At 61.7% G+C, this 19,917-nt stretch carries 21 protein-coding genes; 10 read left to right on the plus strand and 11 right to left on the minus strand.

All coding sequences use genetic code 11. The annotated features are described in order from the left end of the window. Positions 1-5: 5 nt before the first annotated feature. Together QF039_RS16215 and QF039_RS16220 are read left to right on the plus strand one after the other, a co-directional pair. A complete protein-coding gene (locus QF039_RS16215; protein ID WP_307519454.1) occupies positions 6-854 on the plus strand; it encodes an NAD-dependent protein deacetylase in 849 nt (282 codons plus the stop codon). Between the two features lie 626 nt (positions 855-1,480). Continuing rightward, on the plus strand, positions 1,481-1,810 hold the full coding sequence (locus tag QF039_RS16220) for a hypothetical protein (protein WP_003211618.1): 330 nt from the start codon (positions 1,481-1,483) through the stop codon (positions 1,808-1,810). A gap of 64 nt (positions 1,811-1,874) precedes the next feature. On the opposite strand, the gene QF039_RS16225 is transcribed toward QF039_RS16220, so the two are convergent. Next, positions 1,875-2,783 carry a LysR family transcriptional regulator gene (locus tag QF039_RS16225; RefSeq protein ID WP_023658941.1) on the minus strand — a complete coding sequence of 303 codons (909 nt, stop codon included), beginning with the start codon at positions 2,781-2,783 and terminating at the stop codon, positions 1,875-1,877. Between the two features lie 133 nt (positions 2,784-2,916). Between QF039_RS16225 and QF039_RS16230 the strand changes: the two genes are divergently transcribed. Genes QF039_RS16230 through QF039_RS16240 form a run of 3 tightly spaced genes read left to right on the plus strand, consistent with a single transcriptional unit; the run spans position 2,917 to position 5,499 of the window. Beyond that, entirely contained in the window at positions 2,917-3,615 is a 699-nt protein-coding gene (locus QF039_RS16230) for a CoA transferase subunit A (RefSeq protein ID WP_008435892.1), read from the plus strand. Between the two features lie 31 nt (positions 3,616-3,646). Continuing rightward, positions 3,647-4,306 carry a CoA transferase subunit B gene (locus QF039_RS16235; protein WP_003211625.1) on the plus strand — a complete coding sequence of 220 codons (660 nt, stop codon included), beginning with the start codon at positions 3,647-3,649 and terminating at the stop codon, positions 4,304-4,306. An 11-nt stretch (positions 4,307-4,317) separates the two neighbouring features. Next, positions 4,318-5,499 (plus strand): acetyl-CoA C-acetyltransferase, encoded by a 1,182-nt coding sequence (locus tag QF039_RS16240; RefSeq protein ID WP_003211627.1) that lies wholly within the window; start codon positions 4,318-4,320, stop codon positions 5,497-5,499. A 60-nt stretch (positions 5,500-5,559) separates the two neighbouring features. On the opposite strand, the gene QF039_RS16245 is transcribed toward QF039_RS16240, so the two are convergent. Both QF039_RS16245 and QF039_RS16250 read right to left on the minus strand, forming a co-directional pair. Beyond that, positions 5,560-5,979: a PaaI family thioesterase gene (locus QF039_RS16245; protein ID WP_003211628.1), complete on the minus strand. Its 420-nt coding sequence runs from the start codon at positions 5,977-5,979 to the stop codon at positions 5,560-5,562. Between the two features lie 93 nt (positions 5,980-6,072). Continuing rightward, positions 6,073-7,158, minus strand: a complete 1,086-nt coding sequence (locus QF039_RS16250; RefSeq protein WP_307519464.1) for a DUF1615 domain-containing protein — start codon at positions 7,156-7,158, stop codon at positions 6,073-6,075. Positions 7,159-7,304: 146 nt separating this feature from the next. On the opposite strand from QF039_RS16250, the gene QF039_RS16255 reads away from it, so the two are divergent. After that, positions 7,305-7,919, plus strand: coding sequence for a LysE family translocator (locus tag QF039_RS16255; RefSeq protein ID WP_307519466.1), 615 nt, complete (start codon positions 7,305-7,307; stop codon positions 7,917-7,919). A 124-nt stretch (positions 7,920-8,043) separates the two neighbouring features. Here the strand turns inward: QF039_RS16255 and hemB are convergent, their stop codons facing one another. From hemB to QF039_RS16270, 3 genes are all read right to left on the minus strand, one after another. Continuing rightward, positions 8,044-9,018: a porphobilinogen synthase gene (gene hemB, locus QF039_RS16260; protein WP_003211635.1), complete on the minus strand. Its 975-nt coding sequence runs from the start codon at positions 9,016-9,018 to the stop codon at positions 8,044-8,046. Between the two features lie 123 nt (positions 9,019-9,141). After that, positions 9,142-9,984 carry a PhzF family phenazine biosynthesis protein gene (locus QF039_RS16265; protein WP_307519469.1) on the minus strand — a complete coding sequence of 281 codons (843 nt, stop codon included), beginning with the start codon at positions 9,982-9,984 and terminating at the stop codon, positions 9,142-9,144. 8 nt (positions 9,985-9,992) lie between these two features. Beyond that, positions 9,993-10,691: a glutathione S-transferase N-terminal domain-containing protein gene (locus QF039_RS16270; protein ID WP_008435902.1), complete on the minus strand. Its 699-nt coding sequence runs from the start codon at positions 10,689-10,691 to the stop codon at positions 9,993-9,995. A gap of 217 nt (positions 10,692-10,908) precedes the next feature. Here QF039_RS16270 and QF039_RS16275 point away from each other — a divergent pair, with 217 nt between their 5' ends. Next, a complete protein-coding gene (locus tag QF039_RS16275; protein ID WP_102604857.1) occupies positions 10,909-11,610 on the plus strand; it encodes a histidine phosphatase family protein in 702 nt (233 codons plus the stop codon). Between the two features lie 175 nt (positions 11,611-11,785). Further along, positions 11,786-12,841, plus strand: coding sequence for a permease (locus QF039_RS16280; RefSeq protein WP_307519472.1), 1,056 nt, complete (start codon positions 11,786-11,788; stop codon positions 12,839-12,841). A 129-nt stretch (positions 12,842-12,970) separates the two neighbouring features. On the opposite strand, the gene mnmH is transcribed toward QF039_RS16280, so the two are convergent. The 4 genes from mnmH to QF039_RS16300 form a co-directional block, all read right to left on the minus strand. Next, entirely contained in the window at positions 12,971-14,074 is a 1,104-nt protein-coding gene (gene mnmH, locus QF039_RS16285; protein WP_307519474.1) for a tRNA 2-selenouridine(34) synthase MnmH, read from the minus strand. After that, positions 14,074-15,108 (minus strand): selenide, water dikinase SelD, encoded by a 1,035-nt coding sequence (gene selD / locus QF039_RS16290; RefSeq protein WP_003211248.1) that lies wholly within the window; start codon positions 15,106-15,108, stop codon positions 14,074-14,076. Before selD ends, mnmH begins: the two co-directional genes overlap by 1 nt. An 84-nt stretch (positions 15,109-15,192) precedes the next feature. Further along, positions 15,193-15,939 carry a TerC family protein gene (locus QF039_RS16295; RefSeq protein ID WP_003211245.1) on the minus strand — a complete coding sequence of 249 codons (747 nt, stop codon included), beginning with the start codon at positions 15,937-15,939 and terminating at the stop codon, positions 15,193-15,195. Positions 15,940-15,967: 28 nt separating this feature from the next. Beyond that, positions 15,968-16,231 (minus strand): hypothetical protein, encoded by a 264-nt coding sequence (locus tag QF039_RS16300; protein ID WP_177055136.1) that lies wholly within the window; start codon positions 16,229-16,231, stop codon positions 15,968-15,970. A gap of 134 nt (positions 16,232-16,365) precedes the next feature. On the opposite strand from QF039_RS16300, the gene nhaR reads away from it, so the two are divergent. Beyond that, entirely contained in the window at positions 16,366-17,268 is a 903-nt protein-coding gene (gene nhaR, locus QF039_RS16305) for a transcriptional activator NhaR (protein ID WP_177045279.1), read from the plus strand. A 4-nt stretch (positions 17,269-17,272) separates the two neighbouring features. On the opposite strand, the gene QF039_RS16310 is transcribed toward nhaR, so the two are convergent. Then, positions 17,273-18,427, minus strand: a complete 1,155-nt coding sequence (locus tag QF039_RS16310; protein WP_102604855.1) for an MFS transporter — start codon at positions 18,425-18,427, stop codon at positions 17,273-17,275. A 214-nt stretch (positions 18,428-18,641) separates the two neighbouring features. Here QF039_RS16310 and sstT point away from each other — a divergent pair, with 214 nt between their 5' ends. After that, positions 18,642-19,862 (plus strand): serine/threonine transporter SstT, encoded by a 1,221-nt coding sequence (gene sstT, locus QF039_RS16315; protein ID WP_003211235.1) that lies wholly within the window; start codon positions 18,642-18,644, stop codon positions 19,860-19,862. The last annotated feature ends 55 nt before the right edge of the window (positions 19,863-19,917 follow it).

A 19,917-nucleotide genomic window follows, 5' to 3' on the forward strand; every position in this document is an offset into this window, starting at 1 on the left:
ACCCCATGCTCGATACCCTGCAACATCAAGTCGATAACCAGCTCGACAACCTGCACCGGGCCATGGCCGAACGGCGCTTCCTGGTGCTGACCGGTGCGGGTATCAGCACCTCTTCGGGGATTCCCGATTATCGCGACAGCGAAGGCGTGCGCCGGGGCAAGGCACCGATGATGTACCAGGAGTTCCTGGCAACCCCGCAGGCGCGCCGCCGCTACTGGGCGCGGGCGATGCTCGGCTGGCCGAGGGTGCGTGTCGCGCGGCCGAACGCGGCGCATATCGCCCTGGCCACTCTGCAGCAACGCCAGCGCATTACCGGGCTGATCACCCAGAACGTCGACACCCTGCACGACCAGGCCGGCAGCCATGATGTGATCGAACTCCACGGCAGCCTTCACCGGGTGCTATGTCTGGATTGCCAGCAGACCAGCGAACGGGACCTGATCCAGCGCCAAATGGAAGCGGAGAATCCGTACCTGGCGGGTGTGGATGCCGTCCAAGCCCCCGACGGTGACACCTTGCTGGACCCGACCTTTGAAGGACGCTTCCAGGTGCCCCTCTGCCCCCATTGCGGTGGGCAACGGTTGAAGCCGGATGTGGTGTTTTTCGGTGAGAACGTCGCCCAGGGCACGGCAGCCAAGGCGATGGCGGCGGTGGATGACGCAGAAGGATTGCTGGTGGTGGGTTCGTCGCTGATGGCGTATTCAGCGTTTCGGTTGTGCAAGGCGATGGTCGAGCAAGGCAAGCCCGTGATTGCCATCAATCTGGGCAAGACACGGGGCGATGAGTTGCTGCAACTCAAGATCGAAGCCTCCTGCGAACGTTTGTTGCCGTTGCTGGCAGAACGCCTGGGATAGCCCAATCCTGCTTTTCTGTGGCGAGGGAGCTTGCTCCCGCTGGGCTGCGCAGCAGCCCCAAAACCGACAACCGAATGATTCCTGAAGAACCGCAGTCAGCCTGGTGGGGGCGCTTCGCACCCCAGCGGGAGCAAGCTCCCTCGCCACAAAAAGCCCCCGGATCCCGCGACCTGCCCGCACGAAAAGTGACGCCCAAGTCACGTTTTCCGCTCACACCCCCGCCCTGCAAGGATTTATGTAGTGCTCAAAAATAATCACTACATAATCGTTGACGTAACCGTTTTGTAATTGCATGATTCAAGCGTCTCCCGGATCGGGAGCGTTGGTAACACGCGTTTTGAACAAGCTCGTCTGACCGCCGAGCTGTTTTTTCCGGATGTGCACTGCCCACAAGGCAGATTGATGAAGCTGACCGGCCCGAAAGGATCGGTACAAGGAGCTCAAACGCTGCTTGTCTTCGTTATGAAACCATTGCGTAGCAGGTCATCAGCAAGACTACATGCATCGGTTCAAGACCCTGCCCGTATTCGGCAGACAGTCGCTGACGCCCGGTTTTCTGAGCCGGAGACAACTTAGTAGTTTTAACGGATCAACTAGAGATCGCCAACTGGTCAAGGGGCTTACACATGAATCTGAACAACCAACCAACTATCGATGAATTGGCTGAGATGTTCGCAGCGCAGAAAGACACGCTCGACGACCATATCCTCTGGATTGGTAAATCGGGCCAGGTCCATATTGACTGCCTGGCGCCCCACACCGTGGAAGAAGAGTTCGACAGGAATAACCGTGAACTGGCAGCGCGCCTGAAGATGTACCGCCGCGGCCAGGGTTATGTCGGCAAGAAAGCCGCCGCCGATCGCAACTTTATCGAGCAGGTCTTCCATACACTTAATACCGAGTGGCAGAACCTTAAAGGCCATTCGCAAGTTAAGGTGATCGACAGATACTGCTGATAACTACGCACTTATCACTTAAGCCTGCTCGCTTAAAACGAGCAGGCTTTTTTATGGCCGACGGTTATTGCAACAACGCCGGGAAACGCCCCTTCCCCGCTTCATCGCAAAAAATATCAAACATGGCCTGGGCCGCCGCTGAAAGTTCGTGGCCGGGCTTGGTCAGTACACCAATCGGCCGTTCGATCACCGGATCGCTCAAGGTGATGCAATGGGCGCCTGCCTCCTGCATTTGGCGTGCACACAACGCCGGCACTGCACTCACGCCCAAGCCACTGGCAACCATCTTGCCCACCGTCGCCAGTTGATGGCTCTCCAGGGCTACGGGCAGCTTCAGGTCCAGCGCCTTCAGGTGTTCTTCAAGCATCACTCGTACCGTGGACGGGCGCTGCAAGGTGATGAAGGGTTGTTCCAGCAGGGTGTGCCAGGCGATATCGGAGCGGCGTGCCAATGGCGAGTCACCGGGCACCACCGCCACAAAGCGGTCCACATACAGCGGGGTGAACACCAGCGATGAGCTTTCCGACGGTTCAAACGCCACGCCCAACTCCACTTGGCGATCGCGGACCATTTCCAGCACCTGCTCGTTGATCACGTCATTCACCGTTACGTTGACCTGGGGATAGCGCGCGCGAAAAATCTTCAGGATCGGTGGCAGCAGGTTTCCGGCAAACGACGGCATCGCCGCCACTGTTACCCGCCCGCGCTGCAAGGTGAAACGCTGGCGCAACTCATCCTCGGCATTGTCCCAGTCGGCGATCAGGCGCCGGGCCAGGGGCAGCAGGGATTCGCCTTCAGGGGTCAGCGCGACATTGCGCGTATTGCGGCTGAACAGGCGCCCGCCCAGGCCTTCTTCCAGGCCTTTGATGGTCAGGCTCAAGGCCGACTGGGAAAGATGCAAACGCTCACAGGCGGCCGCAAAGCTCAAGGTCTGGGCCACGGCAAGAAAGGCGCGCATCTGTTTAACTGTCATGAAGCTTCTCCCGATGGCTGAGGACTATGCTGTTTTTTAAATCAATCAACCTTAAAAAACAACTTAACAAATCAATCCGTCGGCGCAACACTCGGTTCATATGGCTGGCCCACAAACAATAAAAGAGGTGCATATGGCAGGTTTTGATAAACGCGTAGCGTCCTATGAAGAGGCGCTGGCAGGCCTGGAAGATGGCATGACGGTTCTTGCCGGTGGTTTTGGCCTGTGCGGCATCCCGGAAAACCTCATTGCCGAAATCAAGCGCAAGGGCACCCGCAACCTGACCGTGGTCTCCAACAACTGCGGCGTCGACGGCTTCGGCCTGGGCCTGCTGCTGGAAGGCAAGCAGATCAGCAAGGTCTTCGCGTCCTACGTCGGTGAAAACGCCCTGTTCGAGAAGCAACTGCTCAGCGGCGAAATCGAAGTGGTCCTGACGCCCCAAGGCACCCTCGCCGAAAAACTGCGCGCAGGCGGTGCCGGCATCCCGGCCTTCTTCACCGCTACCGGCGTCGGCACGCCAGTCGCTGAAGGCAAGGAAACCCGCGAGTTCAACGGTCGCCCGTACCTGATGGAAGAATCCATCACCGGCGACTTCGCCATCGTCAAAGGCTGGAAAGCCGACCACTTCGGCAATGTGATCTATCGCCACACCGCCCAGAACTTCAACCCGCTGGCCGCCACCGCCGGCAGGATCACCGTGGTCGAAGTCGAAGAAATCGTCGAACCGGGCGAGCTGGACCCGGCGCATATCCACACCCCAGGGATCTACGTCGACCGGATCATTTGCGGCACCTTCGAGAAGCGCATCGAACAGCGCACCCTCCGCAAATAATCCACCAGCCCAAATAATAAGGAGACAAAAAATGGCTCTTACCCGCGAACAAATGGCTCAACGCGTCGCCCGCGAAATGCAGGACGGTTTCTACGTCAACCTCGGCATCGGCATTCCGACCCTGGTGGCCAACTACATCCCAGAAGGCATGGAGGTCATGCTGCAGTCGGAAAACGGCCTGCTGGGCATGGGTCCGTTTCCTACTGAAGAAACCATCGATGCCGACATGATCAACGCCGGCAAACAGACCGTCACCGCGCGCATTGGCGCATCGATCTTCTCCTCGGCCGAGTCCTTCGCGATGATTCGCGGCGGCCATGTCGACCTGACCGTGCTCGGCGCGTTTGAGGTCGATGTACAAGGCAACATCGCCTCGTGGATGATCCCCGGCAAGCTGGTCAAGGGCATGGGCGGCGCGATGGACCTGGTGGCCGGTGCCGAGAATATCATCGTGATCATGACCCACGCGTCCAAGGACGGTGAATCCAAGTTGCTGAGCCAGTGCAGCCTGCCGCTGACCGGCGCCAACTGCATCAAGCGCGTGCTGACGGACCTGGCCTACCTGGAAATCGAAAATGGCGCTTTTGTCCTCAAGGAACGCGCACCTGGCGTCAGTGTTGAAGAGATCGTCAGCAAGACAGCCGGTAAACTGATCGTCCCGGACCACGTTCCAGAAATGCACTTCCAGTGAGGACTGATTCCATGCAAGACGTCGTGATTGTTGCTGCCACCCGCACCGCCGTGGGCAGCTTCCAAGGTTCGCTGGCAAGCATCCCGGCCCCGGAGCTGGGGGCTGCGGTGATTCGTCGCCTGCTGGAGCAGACCGGCATCGACCCGGCACTCGTGGATGAAGTGATCCTTGGCCAGGTGCTCACCGCCGGCAGCGGCCAGAACCCGGCCCGCCAGGCCTCGATCCTCGCCGGCCTGCCCCACGCCGTGCCGGCGCTGACCCTGAACAAGGTCTGCGGCTCGGGGCTCAAGGCCCTGCACCTGGGCGCACAAGCGATCCGTTGCGGCGATGCCGAGGTAATCATCGCCGGCGGCATGGAGAACATGAGCCTGGCCCCGTACGTATTGCCGGCCGCCCGCACCGGCCTGCGCATGGGCCATGCGAAGATGATCGACAGCATGATCACCGACGGTCTGTGGGATGCGTTCAACGACTACCACATGGGCATCACCGCCGAGAACCTGGTGGACAAGTACGGCATCAGCCGTGAAGCCCAGGACGCCTTCGCCGCCGCCTCCCAGCAAAAAGCCACGGCGGCCATTGAAGCCGGGCGTTTCAGCGATGAGATCACACCGATCCTGATTCCCCAGCGCAAGGGCGACCCGGTGGCCTTCGCCGTGGACGAACAGCCACGGGCGGGCACCACCGCCGAATCCCTGGCCAAGCTCAAGCCGGCCTTCAAGAAAGACGGCACGGTCACCGCCGGCAATGCATCCAGCCTCAACGACGGCGCGGCTGCCGTGCTGCTGATGAGCGCGGACAAAGCCAAGGCCCTGGGCCTGCCGGTACTGGCACGCATCGCCAGCTACGCCAACGCCGGCGTCGATCCCGCGATCATGGGCATTGGCCCGGTATCGGCCACCCGCCGCTGCCTGGACAAGGCCGGCTGGAGCCTGGGCGACCTGGACCTGATCGAAGCCAACGAAGCCTTTGCCGCGCAGTCACTGGCGGTGGGCAAAGAGCTGGAATGGGACGCGGCCAAGGTCAACGTCAACGGCGGCGCGATTGCCATCGGCCACCCGATTGGCGCGTCAGGCTGCCGTGTGCTGGTGACCCTGCTGCATGAAATGATCAAGCGTGACGCCAAGAAGGGCCTGGCCACCCTGTGCATCGGTGGCGGGCAAGGTGTAGCCCTGGCCCTTGAGCGCAGCTGATTTCAAAGAGCAACATGGAAAAGGCCCGGTTCCACGAAAACCGGGCCTTTTCTTTATCGGTCAGTCCCGCGCCTGGGGCACCGCAAACACCGCATTTGCCCGCACCACCACCTTCTCCCCGACCTGCACGCTGACCGTGGCAAACGCCATCTGCCGCCCGCGCTTGTGATGCTCCAGACGCACCTCGACCCACTCCCCTACCTGCACCGCGCCGAGATAATCCAGAGTCATGCTCGCCGTGATCAACGGCAGCGGCGGCTCGCTGGAAAAGGCCATGGCGTAGCCCATGCCCACATCCGCCAGGGTGGCCAACACGCCACCGTGCACGGTGCCGCGTCCGTTGGCGTGGCGGTTGTCGGCGCGCAGGCCGATTTCCAGCTGCAAGCCTTCACCTCGGCTATACACCGGGCCAAGCAGGTCCAGGAGTGGGCTGCTTCGACGCAGCGGGGTAAAGCCTTCGGGGATGGCATGGGCAGTCATGTCAGGTTCTTCCTTGGGGACAAGACTGGAGGTGTATCCCACCGCAGCCATCCGGACCATCAACATCAGCCCGGTAAATCCCCGGTGATAAGCCTAACGCTTCATGCAGCGCTGATAACGCTCATCCACGCGCTTGGCAAACCAGGCCGTGGTGAGGTTGCGGGTGATCTTCGGGCTTTTCAGCACGATGCCCGGCAGGATCGCCCGCGGCACCGGTTTGCCGGCGGCCTTGTCGGCCAGGGCGAACACTCGCTGGTACAGGGTGGTGTCTTCAAAATCCAGGCGCTCGCCCTGCTCCAGCTGGCTGCGGATGCTCGGGTTGCGCATGTCCAGCGCCTTGCCCAGTGAGCGCACTGCCAGCTCGGTGGTGCCTGGCAGGAACGAGCCGTAGTTGATCAAATCACCGTCCAGCGCCAGCGGGGTACCCGAGACCCGGCTGACCGCTGCCTGGAATGCGGCGTTGCGGCTGGCGTACCAACCGGCATTGAAATCGGCGAAGCGGTACAGCATCTGGTCGTAATTCACCGGGTAGCCCAGCAGATGGGTGATGCCAAAGTACATGCCGCCTCGGCGGGTAAACACTTCCCGGCGGATGCTGCCATCCACGGTGTAGGGATAATCCCGGGCCTGCTTCTGTGCGAAGTCGATGCTGACCTGCATCGGGCCTGCGGTATGCACCGGGTTGAAGCCGCCAAACAGCGTATTGCCCAAGGGCACGACACTGATGAAGTCGTCAAAGATTCCACTCAAATCCCGCTCGGTGCGCGCAGCGTTCAAGCGCTCGGCGTAGGACTTGCCGGTGGGCGAGCGCAGTTGCAGTGCCGTGCGCACCAATACCGCCGGCACATGGACTTTAGCGGCGCGCCGCAGGATTTCGTCCTGGGCGATCTTGCCCATGTTCGGGACCGGCGGGTCGACCTGATAGGTGGACTCCTGCTCGGTCACGGCCAATACCGCGCAGATGTTCTCCGTACCGGGGTAGATTTTCTGCGTGTTGAAGGCGGTGTAGATGTCCTGGGCCCAGCCGCCACGATCCGGCACGCTGGCCGGCATCAGTCGCACGATCTGCGCTTTCACCTCGGCTTCGCTGCGTTCCGGCAGTTGCTGGGTGCGCTGGCTGGAGCAGCCGGCCAATACCAATAAGGTGGTAAGGCACAGGATGAGGCGAGATGAACGCATGGGGCTTCCTTGGGCGACAATGGGCCAGTCTTGGCAGATATCGACCGGTAAGTCTAACCGGGGTTCGCCGACCTGCCGCACTCGCCAAAAAAACCGCAACGTGAAAGGATCAGGCTCCCGTCGTTCCTACAAGGAGTTTGAATGCCATGCTTAGCCTGAACTTCCTGATCACCTGCCTGATCGTCGTGCTCATTCCCGGCACCGGCGTGATCTTCACCGTGTCCACCGGACTGACCGCCGGCAAGCGCGCCAGTGTGTTCGCCGCGCTGGGCTGTACCGCCGGGATCGTCCCGCACTTGTTGGCCTCCGTGCTTGGGCTGTCCGCCCTGCTGCATACCAGCGCCCTGGCGTTCGAAGCCCTCAAGTATGCCGGGGCCGCCTACTTGCTGTACCTCGCCTACGCCACCTGGCGGGACCGAACGGCCTTTGCCATGAACGACACACCGACGCTTTCCAGCGCCCGCAGCCTGATGGTGCGAGGCCTGTTGCTGAATATTCTGAACCCCAAGCTGACGATTTTCTTCCTGGCGTTCCTGCCGCAATTCGTCACCCCGGGCGCGGGCGCACCGGCCCTGCAAATGCTGTTGCTGAGCAGTGTATTCATGGCGATGACGTTTGCGGTGTTTGTGATTTATGGCCTGCTGGCCAATGTGTTCCGCCGCGCGGTGATCGAATCGCCACGTGTACAGAACTGGCTGCGCCGCAGTTTTGCAGCGGCGTTTGCGGGGTTGGGGCTGAACCTGGCGTTTGCCCAGCGCTAAGTTGCAAGCAGCCGCGAACAGCCTTCTGTGGCGAGGGAGCTTGCTCCCGCTGGACTGCGCAGCAGGCCCATTTTCAGGGCCGCTGCGCGCCCCAGCGGGAGCAAGCTCCCTCGCCACAGGTTAATTAGATCCCGGCGAGTGCCAGGTCCATCGCGAAGTAGGTGAAGATCAAGTCCGCACCGGCGCGCTTGATCGAGCCCAGGGTTTCCCGTACCACGCGGGCTTCATCGATCGCACCCGCCTGGGCGCCGAACTTGATCATCGCGTACTCGCCGCTGACCTGGTACGCCGCCACCGGCAAACGCGAGGCTTCGCGGATGTCGCGGATGATGTCCAGGTACGCGCCGGCCGGCTTGACCATCAGCGCGTCCGCACCTTCCTGCTCATCCAGCAACGATTCGCGCACCGCTTCGCGGCGGTTCATCGGGTTCATCTGGTAGCTCTTGCGATCGCCCTTCAGCGCGCTGCCGCCGGCTTCGCGGAACGGGCCGTAGAGGGCCGAGGCGAACTTGGTGGAATAGGCCATGATCGGGATATGGCTGAAGCCTGCTTCATCCAGGGCCCGGCGAATGGCCTGGACCTGCCCGTCCATCGCGGCAGACGGCGCGATCACATCGGCACCGGCACGAGCGGCAGCCACAGCTTGCTTGCCAAGGTTGACCAGGGTGCGGTCGTTGTCGACTTCGGCGCCGTGCATCACGCCGCAATGGCCGTGGTCGGTGTATTCGCAGAAACAGGTATCGGACATCACGATCATTTCCGGCACCGCATCCTTGATGATCGAGGACATGCGCGACACCAGGCCACGCTCTTGCCAGGTGTCACTGCCCGAGGCGTCCAGGTGGTGGGACACGCCGAAGGTCATCACCGACTTGATCCCGGCTTTCGCATAGCGTTCGATCTCGCCGGCCAGCTTCGACTCGGGAATGCGCTGCACCCCGGGCATGCTGGTGATCGGCACGAAGTCGTCGATTTCTTCTTCAACGAAGATCGGCAGCACCAGGTCATTGAGGGTGAATTCGCTTTCCTGGAACAGGCCACGCAACTCCGGGGAGCGGCGCAGGCGGCGTGGACGGGCTTCGGGGAACTGGCTGGACATTGATGCTCCTGAAAAAAGGCAGGCCAAAAATCTTTGGGGCGAAAGCTTATGCCTCGTGCACCGCAGAGCACAAACGCCAAGTGCGGAACAGTTTATTGCAGTGTCGGTAACAATTGCATTGATCTAGAGCCGTAGACGGCCTTCAATGCAAACGGCAACCGCGCCGCCGACCCAGATTTCCTCGCCGCTGTGTTCAATGCGGATTCGCCCGGCGCGGCCCATGGCGGTGCCCTGGCTGACCACATAGCAACTGGGCGCCAAACCCTCGCCCAGCAACCACTGGGCGACACCGGCGTTCAGGCTGCCGGTGGCCGGATCTTCCGGAGCGCCGTCGCCGGCAATAAAGGCCCGCACCTCAAACTGCGCCTCATCGCCATCCCGCTCGGGATTCCACGGGGCGATCACGCCCACGGCCAAGCCCTGCAACTGCGAATAGTCCGGCCGCAGTGCCAGTACCTGCTCGCGATCCGCCAGCATCACCGCCAGCCAGCCCGCGCCGTTATCCACCCACTGGCTGCGCAAAATCGCACCGGGTTCAAGGGCCAGGGCCCGACGCACGCGCTCGACCAATTCAGCTTCCAGCGGGCCGGAACGCAGCAACGGTGGCGCGATAAACGCCAGTTCATCGCCCTGGCGGCGGATGCGCACCAGGCCGATCTCACACTCCTGGATGATCTCCTCCCCAGCGGGTTGGCCACCGGCCAGCAACCAGGCATGGCAACTGCCCAGGGTCGGATGGCCGGCAAACGGCAATTCCTTGAGGGTCGTGAAGATCCTTACGCGGTAGTCCGCTCGTGGATCACGGGGCTTGAGCAGGAAGGTGGTTTCGCTGAGGTTGGTCCAGTTGGCGAAATCCGCCATCTGCTGGTCGCTCAGGCTGTCGGCGCCCAGCACCACGGCCAACGGGTTGCCCTTGACGGCCACGCTGCTGAAAACGTCCAGTTGTTTGAAGTCGAAAGAAGCCATGCCGGTCCTTATGCTGGGATGTTCAAGCCACGGATCACCGCCGGCCGGGCGACAAACCCGTCCAGGGCCCGCAGTACGTTCGGGAAGTCGGTAATACCCACCAGGTCGCCGGACTCATAGAAGCCGATCAGGTTGCGAACCCACGGGAAGGTGGCGATATCGGCGATGCTGTACTCGTCACCCATGATCCAGGTGCGGCCCAACAGGCGCTTTTCCAGCACCTCCAGCAAGCGGCGCGACTCGGCGACGTAGCGATCGCGCGGGCGCTTGTCTTCATAGGCCGCGCCGGCGAATTTGTTGAAGAACCCCACCTGGCCGAACATCGGTCCGATACCGGCCATCTGGAACATCAGCCACTGGATCGTCTCGTAACGCATCGCCGGGTCTTCGGGAAGCAATTCACCGCTCTTCTCGGCGAGATAGATCAGGATCGCGCCCGACTCGAACAGCCCCAGCGCCTGGCCGCTCGGGCCATTGGGGTCGATGATCGCCGGGATCTTGTTGTTGGGGTTCAGCGACAGGAACTCGCTGGAAAGCTGGTCCTGGGTCTCGAAACTGACCTTGTGCGCCTCGTAGGGCAGGCCGATTTCCTCGAGCATGATCGACACCTTGACCCCGTTGGGCGTGGGCAACGAATACAGCTGCAGACGCTCGGGATGCCGGGCCGGCCATTTGGCGGTGATGGGGAAGTCTGAAAGTGAGTTCATCATGGGACTCCTGATAAAAGTAGGAGAGTAGTGGTTCAGTGCCTATCGTGCATCCGTCTTAATTCAGCAACATCTGCGGGTTAATCTCCTGCACACGGCAAGGATGCCGCCCCATCTCCCCCGCGAAACGAACCAAACTGCCTTGGGGGACTCTTAAAGAGCGCCCGATGGCTGGGCTTGCTTGCCCTGAATCCCTGCACCGAGACTTAGAACCATCATGACCATCAAGCCTCTGTGCCTTGCGAAACGCTTCAAACGCTACTCCTACATCCTGCTGCCGGTATTGCTGGTGAGCGCCGCGGTCGGCCTTAGCCTGGAATCGCGGGTCAGCCGCGCCCAGCCGGTCGACGGCGTGCAAACCCTGGTGTTCCTGCGCCATGGGGAGAAACCTGCCGGGGGCCTCGGCCAACTCAACTGCCAGGGGCTTAACCGTGCGATGAACCTGGCCACCGTGCTGCCGGAAAAATTCGGCAACGCCAACTACGTGTTCGCACCCAACCCGACCCGCAATGTCGAGGAAGGCGAGAAAGACAACTCCTACAGCTACATCCGCCCGTTGATGACCATCAGCCCCAGCGCGATCAAGCTCGGGTTGCCGGTCAACATCAAGTTCTCGGCCAATGACACCAGCGCCCTCGCTGACGAACTGGTGGAAGACAAATACCACAACGCCGTCATCTACACTGCCTGGTCCCATGGGTATCTGCCGGACTTGATCAACAAGGTGGCAAGCGAGGCCGTCGGTGAAAAACATGTGATTACCGACGATTGGTCCGGCAGCGATTTCGATAGCTTGTATGTGTTGACCCTGACCTGGCACAACGGCAAGGCCTCGCTGCTCAGCCGCAACTACAAGCAAGGCCTGGACAATGGCCAGCAGACTTGCCCGGACGCAACGCAAGTCAGCGCCGATATCTGACCGCCCCCGAAGACCCGTGGCGAGGGAGCTTGCTCCCGCTGGGCTGCGAAGCGGCCCCAAAATTCTGGGAGCGCTTCGCACTCCAGCGGGAGCAAGCTCCCTCGCCACAGTGCTTCGGAGGCGGCCTTGTACAGCGTATGATGTTGCGCTATTGACTCACCTGCGGATCATCTACATGTCCAACCTCTCCTCCACCCAGCCTGCCCGGGGCTGGTCCTTCTGGTGGAAACCAGCGCTGTTCCTGCTGGTGGCCTGCGTCGGCCTCTACTACGTGAAATGGTCGCCCTACTACGCCAAGGCGTTTATCGCGGCAGACAACCACAGCATCGGCGCCTCGATTCTCAACGACCAGCAAAGCGCGCCACTGGCCGCGGCGCTGGCCTATGCCCAGGTGTATTTCCTGGCGATCTGGAAGGCTGCGGTGCTGGCGGTCATTCTCGGCTCATTGCTGCAAGTGCTGATCCCACGGGACTGGCTGCTGCGCCTGTTTGGCCGTGCCGGGCTGGGATCTACCCTGCGTGGCGGGCTGTTCGCCCTGCCGGGGATGATGTGCAGTTGCTGCGCCGCTCCGGTGGCGGCCGGTATGCGTCGGCAGAAAGTCTCGGTCGGCGCGGCGCTGGCGTTCTGGATTGCCAACCCGGTGCTGAACCCGGCGACACTGGTGTTCATGGGCTTTGTGCTGGGCTGGGGCTTTACCGCGCTGCGGTTGGTGGCCGGGATCGTGCTGGTGGTGGGTGTTTCGCTGGTGGCGCAACGCATCGCGCGGCCGGAGCAGGTACCGGAAGCCGCGCTCGACGCCGTGGCCCAGGCCAGCCATGCCGAAACCGAACCGTTCCTGACCCGCTGGCTGCGCACCCTGTGGCAGCTGTTCTGGAGCACGATTCCGGTGTACATCCTGGCGGTGCTGATCCTTGGCGCGGCGCGGGTCTGGCTGTTTCCCCACGTTGACGGCGCCATGGCCAACAGCCTGGTGTGGCTGGTGCCTCTGGCGATTGTCGGCACGTTGTTCGTGATCCCGACCGCCGCCGAAATCCCCATCGTGCAAACCATGATGACCCTCGGCTTGGGCACCGGCCCGGCCGTGGCCTTGCTGATGACGCTGCCGAGCGTGAGCCTGCCGTCGCTGCTGATGCTGCGCAAGGATTTCGATGCGCGGGTGCTGGTGACTGTGGCCGGCTTGACCATGCTGATGGGGGTGGTGTGTGGGCTGATCGGGGCGTTTATCCTGTAGTGATTGGGTGAGTTTGAGGGCCTCTTCGCGGGCAAGCCCGCTCCCACCTTTTGACCGCATTCCTACTGGATAAACGCGGTCGAATGTGGGAGCGGGCTTGCTCGCGAAGGGGCCGGCAAACTCAATCAATCACGTACGCCGAGCGAGCCTGTCCCGGAAATACTCCACCACCGCCGTTTGCTCTCCCGCAAACTCGATACGCGCGCCTTTGCTTTCCCGCTGGAACGCATACATCGGGTCGTAGTACTCACGCAGCAGCCCTTCAATCCAGCCGCGGTGCAAATCCACCGCGCCGCTGCTGGCTTGTTCTGCCAATGCTTCCTGCATGATCGCGTGCAACCGCGCAAACCGCTCGCCGCCCAGGCGCTTGTGGATATTGCCCAGGCTCTGGGTCAGGCGCTCGGCAAACAGTTCCTGGCCAGTGTCGCCAAACACCGCGACAAACTCGGCGCAGAGGTCCACCACATAATCCTTCAGGATGCGCTCCACCCGGCCTTCAACGCTGTCTTCCAGCCAGACCATCGGGAAGCCCTGCATGCCTTTGTGCAGGGGCAACGGCAGCGCGCAGCTGCCGATCATGCGGCTCTCATCCTCGACCACAAACTGCTCGATACCGGCGGCGCGCTTTTTCAGCAGGTCCACCGCCAGGCGGTTTTCGAAGTCGATGTTGGAAGGTTGCGCCGTGGCGCGTTTGCCGAAGCTGGAACCGCGATGGTTGGCGTGGCCTTCCAGGTCCAGGGCGTTGTTCAACTGGCCGAGCACTTCGGTCTTGCCGGTACCGGTCATGCCGCCCAACAGTACGAAGTCGCATTGCGCGGTGGCGCTTTCAACCGTGTCGAGCAGGAAAGTCCGCATGGCCTTGTAGCCACCGCCCACTCGCGGATAGTCGATACCCGCCTCGGTTTTCAACCATTGCTGGGCAATCTGCGAACGCATCCCGCCGCGAAAGCAGTACAGCAGACCATCCGGATTGGCCTGGGCAAAACGCGCCCAGTGTTCGATACGTTCGGCCTTGATCGCCCCGGACACCAGTTCGTGCCCGAGAACAATGGCCGCCTGCTGGCCTTGCTGCTTGTAACAGGTGCCCACCCGTTCGCGCTCGTCGTCGGTCATCAACGGCAGGTTGACCACCCCGGGAAACGCGCCCTTGATGAACTCGATCGGCGCGCGGGTATCCATCATCGGCCGGTCGTTGAGAAAGATATCGCGGTAATCGGTGATGTCGATGGGCATCAGAACACCTCTACCGCGTTGGTCTGTCGCTCAACCAGTTCGCCGATCGGCTCAAGGTTCAGGCCCAGCTCCGCCGCCACGGCGAGGAATTCGGCATTGCCTTCGGGGGTGACCGCCACCAGCAGCCCGCCGCTGGTTTGCGGGTCGCACAGCACGCGTTTGTGCAGTTCGTTCAGGCGCCCCAGCTTGCTGGCGTAGCTGTCGAAATTGCGCAAGGTGCCGCCGGGGACGCAGCCCTGTTCCAGGTAGTACTCAACCCCAGGCAGGCGTGGGACTTTTTCGTATTCGATGCGGGCAGTTAATTGGCTGCCGTCGGCCATTTCCACCAGGTGGCCCAACAGGCCGAAACCGGTGACGTCGGTCATGGCCGTGACACCGGCCAGCTTGCCAAAACGGCTGCCGGGTTTGTTGAGGGTGCACATCCAGTCACGGGCCAGGCCCACGTCGGCCTCGCGCAGCTTGCCCTTCTTCTCGGCCGTGGTGAGGATGCCGATGCCCAGGGGTTTGGTCAGGTACAGTTGGCAACCGGCGGTGGCGGTGTCGTTGCGCTTCATGTGGCGCTTCTCCACCAGCCCGGTGACGGCCAGGCCGAAGATCGGCTCGGGGGCGTCGATGGAGTGGCCGCCGGCCAGGGGAATCCCGGCAGCGTCACACACGGAACGGCCGCCGCGAATCACTTCCCGGGCAATCTCCGGAGCCAGCACGTTGACCGGCCAGCCGAGAATCGCGATGGCCATCAACGGATCGCCGCCCATCGCATAGATATCGCTGATGGCATTGGTGGCGGCAATGCGGCCGAAGTCGAAGGGGTCATCGACGATCGGCATGAAAAAGTCGGTGGTGGACACCACGCCGCGCTCCTCGTCGATGGCGTACACCGCCGCGTCATCGCGCGAAGCGTTGCCTACCCAGAGCTTGGGGTCGAGGTTCTGTGCGCCACTGCCGGCGAGGATCACTTCCAGTACCTGAGGTGAGATCTTGCAACCGCAACCAGCACCGTGGCTGTATTGGGTCAGGCGAATCGGCTCGTTCATGGGTATCCCTCAAGGCGTCAAGTGGGCGGATTCTAGCAGACAGCAAAAGGCCGACTGCATGCAGTCGGCCCTTATGTTCAGCCCTTAGTGTTTGGCAGCAAGCCGTTTATGCCGGTTGCGTCGCATCATGTTCAGGCATTCGATAGCCGCCGAGAACGCCATGGCCGCATACACATAGCCTTTTGGCACATGGGCGCCAAAACCTTCGGCGATCAGCGTCATACCGATCATGATGAGGAAGCCCAGGGCCAACATCACAATGGTCGGGTTGTCGTTGATGAACTTGGCCAGCGGCTCGGCCGCCACCAGCATCACGATCACCGAGACCACCACGGCAATGATCATGATCGGCAAGTGCTCGGTCATACCCACGGCGGTGATGATGCTGTCGATGGAAAACACCATGTCCAGCAGCAGGATCTGGCCAATCGCCGAGGCGAAGCCCAGGGTCACGCTCGGCGCGCCGGTGTCCACATGCTCCTTCTCGGGGTCCATGCTGTGATGGATCTCGGTGGTGGCCTTCCACACCAGGAACAGGCCACCGGCGATCAGGATCATGTCTTTCCAGGAGAACGACTGCCCCAGGATGTCGATGACCGGCTCGGTCAACTGCACGATAAAGGCGATGGTGCTCAACAGGCCCAGACGCAGGATCAATGCCATGCTGATGCCGATGCGGCGGGCCTTGGCCCGGTGCTTCACCGGCAACTTGTTGGTGAGAATCGAGATAAAGATCAGGTTATCGATCCCCAGCACGATCTCCATGACGATCAGGGTGGCCAGTGCGATCCACGCGGTCGGGCTGGCGGCCAGTTGTAAAAGGTATTCCATAGGTCATTCCTGGTGTTGTGTGCGGGTATCAGGTTTCTTGGGAGGTGGACTCAGGCTTGCTGTCTTCCTGTTCCGGCTTGTCCTGCTTGCCTTGCGGCGGTGCGATCAAGCCCTTGGTCGCGTCACTCAACGCCTGTTCGGCGGCCTGGTGGGTGTCGTCAATCACTTGCTTGGCCGACTCGGTGGCCTTGCCCAGCAATTGTTGCGCGCTTTTTTCCGCTTGGTCACAGCCACTGAGCATGACTAATGAAAGCCCAAGTAACGCCGTTGCGCCCAGGGAATTGAGTTTCATGATGCGTTCCTCGTTAGAACCTTCGGGTCCAAGTAGTGGCCCCTCGATAGCGACGCATTCTATGCAGGGTAACACTTCAGGAAAATTCGTATTTTTTTCGTTTATACTTCGGCTTTAACGAAGTATTGGCCGCCATGCTCAATTACCGACAACTGCACTACTTCTGGGTCGTCGCCAAGACCGGCAGCATCGTGCGCGCCTGCGAGCAACTGAACCTCACGCCGCAGACCATCAGCGGGCAGATCAGCCTGCTGGAACAGACCTTTGGCGTGGCATTGTTCCAGAAGGTCGGGCGCCAGCTGGAGCTGACCGAAGCCGGGCGCCAGGCGCTGCCCTATGCCGAGCAGATGTTCCAGCTGGGCAATGAGCTTGAAGCGATGTTGCGCACCCAGCCCAATGAGCAGCAGATCCTGTTCCGGGTTGGCGTCGCGGATGTGGTGCCCAAGTCCATCGTCTATCGGCTGATTGCGCCAACCATGGAGTTGAGCGAGCCGATCCGCATCACCTGCCGTGAAGACAAACTCGAACGCTTGCTGGCGGACCTGGCGATCCAGCGCCTGGACCTGGTGATCTCCGACAGCCCGATGCCGCCGCACCTGGACATCAAGGGCTACAGCCAGAAGCTCGGGGAATGCGGCATCAGCTTTTTCGCAACCCCGGCATTGGCTGACCAGCATCGCGGCGATTTCCCACAATGCCTGCAGGGTGCGCCGCTGTTGATTCCGGGGGCGGAGACGGTGGTGCGCAGCCGTTTGCTGCGCTGGTTTGCCGAGCAGCAGATCCAGCCTCGGATTGTCGGGGAATTTGACGACAGTGCGTTGATGCAGGCCTTTGGCCAATCCGGCAGCGGGATTTTCATCGCGCCGAGCGTGATTGCCGACGAGGTGGAACGCCAGTATGGCGTGGCGCTGATCGGCCAGACGGATGCGGTGACCGAATCGTTTTATGCAATCTCGGTGGAGCGCAAGGTCAAGCACCCCGGCATCGTGGCGATTACCGAAGGTGCCAGACGGGAGCTGTTCACTTCCCTGCCCTGAAGGCTCAGGCGCAGACGGCGCGGGTCTTGGCAGTCATCAGCCACAGCGCCAGCAGGATCGACAACAGGATAAAGCCCGCCGCGGCAAACCCGAGGCTGCCCAGGCCCAGGGTGTCGATCACGTGCCCGCCCACCAGCGCCCCCAGGCCAATCCCCAGGTTGGCCCCGGCAATGTTCAACGAGGCGGCAAACGCCGGCGCATGGGGTGCGGCCTTCATCAGTCGCACATGGCTGACCAGAAACAATGCCGCCTGGGTCACGCCCCATACCGCCATCGCCGCCGCCAACCCGATCGTGGAATGGATGGCGGGCACCAGCGCCACCATGCCGGCGATCATGAAACCGCAGAACACCATCGACGCAATCAGCGGATGACGGTCGACCATGCGCCCGCCCAAAGAGTTGCCGATCAGGCCGACCGCGCCAAAGCCCATGAGGCACCAGCCCACTACCGTGCCGTCAAAACCCGCCAGGCGTTCGAGAATGTCTGCCAGGTAGGTGTAGGCGGTGAACATCCCGCTGAACACCAGGATCGACAGCAGGATATGGCCCTGCATCAGCGGGCTGCGCAAGATCTTGAACTGCGAGCGCAGGCTGACCTGGTCGTTTTTTGCCCGGGTCTTCGGCAGGTAGATAAACAGCAGCAGGGCCTTGGCGAACGCCACCACCGCAAGAATGCCAAAGGCGGTGCGCCAGCCGAACATATCGGAAATCAGCGTGCCCACCGGGATCCCGAAGACCGTGGCACACACGATGCCGAAGCCGATTTTTTCAATCGCGCGGCCGGCGAAGTCCGGCCCGACAATGTCCACCGCTGTTTCGCTGGCCAGGGCCCAGAACACCGGCAGCCCCAGTGCCGGGATCAACCGGGCCAGGGACATGACCCAGATATTCGAGGCCATCGCCGCCAGAGTGTTGGCCAGGCCGAACATGATCAGGATCGTGATAAACAGCCGCTTGCGCTCGAACCGGGCGAAATATGCGGTGAGGAACGGGCCAAACGCCGCCACGGTGAAGGCGAACAACGTCACCAGCAACCCGGCCTGGGACACGCTTACATCGAGGTCCCGGGCGATGGAAGGCAACAGGCCGACGATGATGAACTCTGTGGTCAGCACGGTAAAACCGGCTGCCGACAACAGCAGGATCGGAAACAGCATCAAAAACTCCAGAAAACAGCGACATCAACGACAGCCCGGAGGGCCCGCTGATAGAGAAGAAATAAGAGGATGGGCAATGTTAACAGAATGTGTCCCATCGTGGTGACGGAACGCCGCACCCGGATTAGACGTTTCCTACAGATGTTAGACTTCGCCCCTGCCAGATTCATGCTGCCTAGCTGCATCTATTAAAAAAACCAGAGACAACCTCTTTATGACTGCTGCCCCTTCCCTCTTTCAACGCCTGATGTCTATCAGCCTGGTCACCCAAATTGTCATCGGCCTGATCGCCGGTATCCTGTTGGCCCTGCTGTTGCCCGACGTCGCACAAGCCACCGGGTTTATTGGCAAGGTCTTTGTCTCGGCGCTCAAGGCCGTCGCGCCCATCCTGGTATTTGTGCTGGTGATGGCCTCGATTGCCAGCCACAAGCACGGCCAGGAAACCCATATCCGCCCGATCCTGTTCCTGTACCTGCTGGGCACGTTCGCTGCCGCCGTGGTTGCGGTGATCGCCAGCACGCTGTTCCCCTCCTCGCTGGTGCTGGCCACCCACGATGTGGCCGTCAGCCCTCCCGGCGGTATCGGTGATGTGTTGCAAAGCCTGTTGCTGAGCGTGGTGGACAACCCGGTCAGCGCGCTGATGAACGCCAATTTCATCGGTATCCTGGCGTGGGCCATCGGCATGGGCATCGCCATTCGCCATGCCAGCGACACCACCCGCACCGTGCTGGGGGACCTGTCCAACGGCGTCACGCTGATCGTGCGCATGGTGATCCGCTTCGCGCCCCTGGGGATTTTCGGCCTGGTGGCCTCGACCCTCGCCACGTCCGGCTTCGGCGCCCTGCTGGGCTACGCACACCTGCTTTTGGTGTTGATCGGCTGCATGCTGTTCGTCGCGCTGGTGATCAACCCGGCCATCGTGTTCTGGAAGCTGCGCCGCAACCCTTACCCGCTGGTGCTGATGTGCCTGCGGGAAAGCGGGATCACCGCGTTTTTCACCCGCAGTTCGGCGGCCAACATTCCGGTCAACCTGGCGTTGAGCAAGCGCCTGGGCCTGCATGAAGACACCTACTCGGTGTCGATCCCGCTGGGCGCCACCATCAATATGGCCGGCGCTGCCATCACCATCACCGTGCTGACCCTGGCCGCCGTGCACACCCTGGGCATTGCCGTGGACATCCCCACCGCCGTGCTGCTCAGCGTGGTCGCGGCGGTGTGTGCCTGCGGCGCGTCGGGGGTTGCCGGGGGCTCGCTGCTGTTGATCCCGCTGGCGTGCAGCCTGTTCGGCATTCCCAGCGAAATCGCCATGCAGGTGGTGGCCGTGGGCTTCATCATCGGCGTGTTGCAGGACTCGGCGGAGACCGCACTGAACTCGTCCACCGATGTGTTGTTCACCGCTGCCGCGTGCCTGGGCAAGGAAGAACAAGCCGCGTAGACCTTGCGCGCACAAAAAAGCCCGGGGCAGTTCGTGAATGAACCGCCCCGGGCTT

This window comes from Pseudomonas sp. W2I6, from assembly GCF_030815935.1.
Classification (GTDB): Bacteria; Pseudomonadota; Gammaproteobacteria; order Pseudomonadales; family Pseudomonadaceae; genus Aquipseudomonas.

Bases quoted from the DNA above. Each gene is read 5' to 3' on its own strand.
- QF039_RS16240 (WP_003211627.1), top strand. From the start codon at position 4,318: ATGCAAGACGTCGTGATTGTTGCTGCCACCCGCACCGCCGTGGGCAGC.
- hemB (WP_003211635.1), bottom strand. From the start codon at position 9,018: ATGTCCAGCCAGTTCCCCGAAGCCCGTCCACGCCGCCTGCGCCGCTCC.
- selD (WP_003211248.1), bottom strand. From the start codon at position 15,108: ATGAACGAGCCGATTCGCCTGACCCAATACAGCCACGGTGCTGGTTGC.
- QF039_RS16295 (WP_003211245.1), bottom strand. From the start codon at position 15,939: ATGGAATACCTTTTACAACTGGCCGCCAGCCCGACCGCGTGGATCGCA.
- QF039_RS16310 (WP_102604855.1), bottom strand. From the start codon at position 18,427: ATGCTGTTTCCGATCCTGCTGTTGTCGGCAGCCGGTTTTACCGTGCTG.
- QF039_RS16270 (WP_008435902.1), bottom strand. From the start codon at position 10,691: ATGAACTCACTTTCAGACTTCCCCATCACCGCCAAATGGCCGGCCCGG.
- QF039_RS16215 (WP_307519454.1), top strand. From the start codon at position 6: ATGCTCGATACCCTGCAACATCAAGTCGATAACCAGCTCGACAACCTG.
- QF039_RS16225 (WP_023658941.1), bottom strand. From the start codon at position 2,783: ATGACAGTTAAACAGATGCGCGCCTTTCTTGCCGTGGCCCAGACCTTG.
- QF039_RS16275 (WP_102604857.1), top strand. From the start codon at position 10,909: ATGACCATCAAGCCTCTGTGCCTTGCGAAACGCTTCAAACGCTACTCC.
- QF039_RS16220 (WP_003211618.1), top strand. From the start codon at position 1,481: ATGAATCTGAACAACCAACCAACTATCGATGAATTGGCTGAGATGTTC.
- mnmH (WP_307519474.1), bottom strand. From the start codon at position 14,074: ATGCCCATCGACATCACCGATTACCGCGATATCTTTCTCAACGACCGG.
- QF039_RS16235 (WP_003211625.1), top strand. From the start codon at position 3,647: ATGGCTCTTACCCGCGAACAAATGGCTCAACGCGTCGCCCGCGAAATG.
- QF039_RS16265 (WP_307519469.1), bottom strand. From the start codon at position 9,984: ATGGCTTCTTTCGACTTCAAACAACTGGACGTTTTCAGCAGCGTGGCC.
- QF039_RS16245 (WP_003211628.1), bottom strand. From the start codon at position 5,979: ATGACTGCCCATGCCATCCCCGAAGGCTTTACCCCGCTGCGTCGAAGC.
- QF039_RS16230 (WP_008435892.1), top strand. From the start codon at position 2,917: ATGGCAGGTTTTGATAAACGCGTAGCGTCCTATGAAGAGGCGCTGGCA.
- QF039_RS16300 (WP_177055136.1), bottom strand. From the start codon at position 16,231: ATGAAACTCAATTCCCTGGGCGCAACGGCGTTACTTGGGCTTTCATTA.
- QF039_RS16255 (WP_307519466.1), top strand. From the start codon at position 7,305: ATGCTTAGCCTGAACTTCCTGATCACCTGCCTGATCGTCGTGCTCATT.
- sstT (WP_003211235.1), top strand. From the start codon at position 18,642: ATGACTGCTGCCCCTTCCCTCTTTCAACGCCTGATGTCTATCAGCCTG.
- nhaR (WP_177045279.1), top strand. From the start codon at position 16,366: ATGCTCAATTACCGACAACTGCACTACTTCTGGGTCGTCGCCAAGACC.
- QF039_RS16280 (WP_307519472.1), top strand. From the start codon at position 11,786: ATGTCCAACCTCTCCTCCACCCAGCCTGCCCGGGGCTGGTCCTTCTGG.
- QF039_RS16250 (WP_307519464.1), bottom strand. From the start codon at position 7,158: ATGCGTTCATCTCGCCTCATCCTGTGCCTTACCACCTTATTGGTATTG.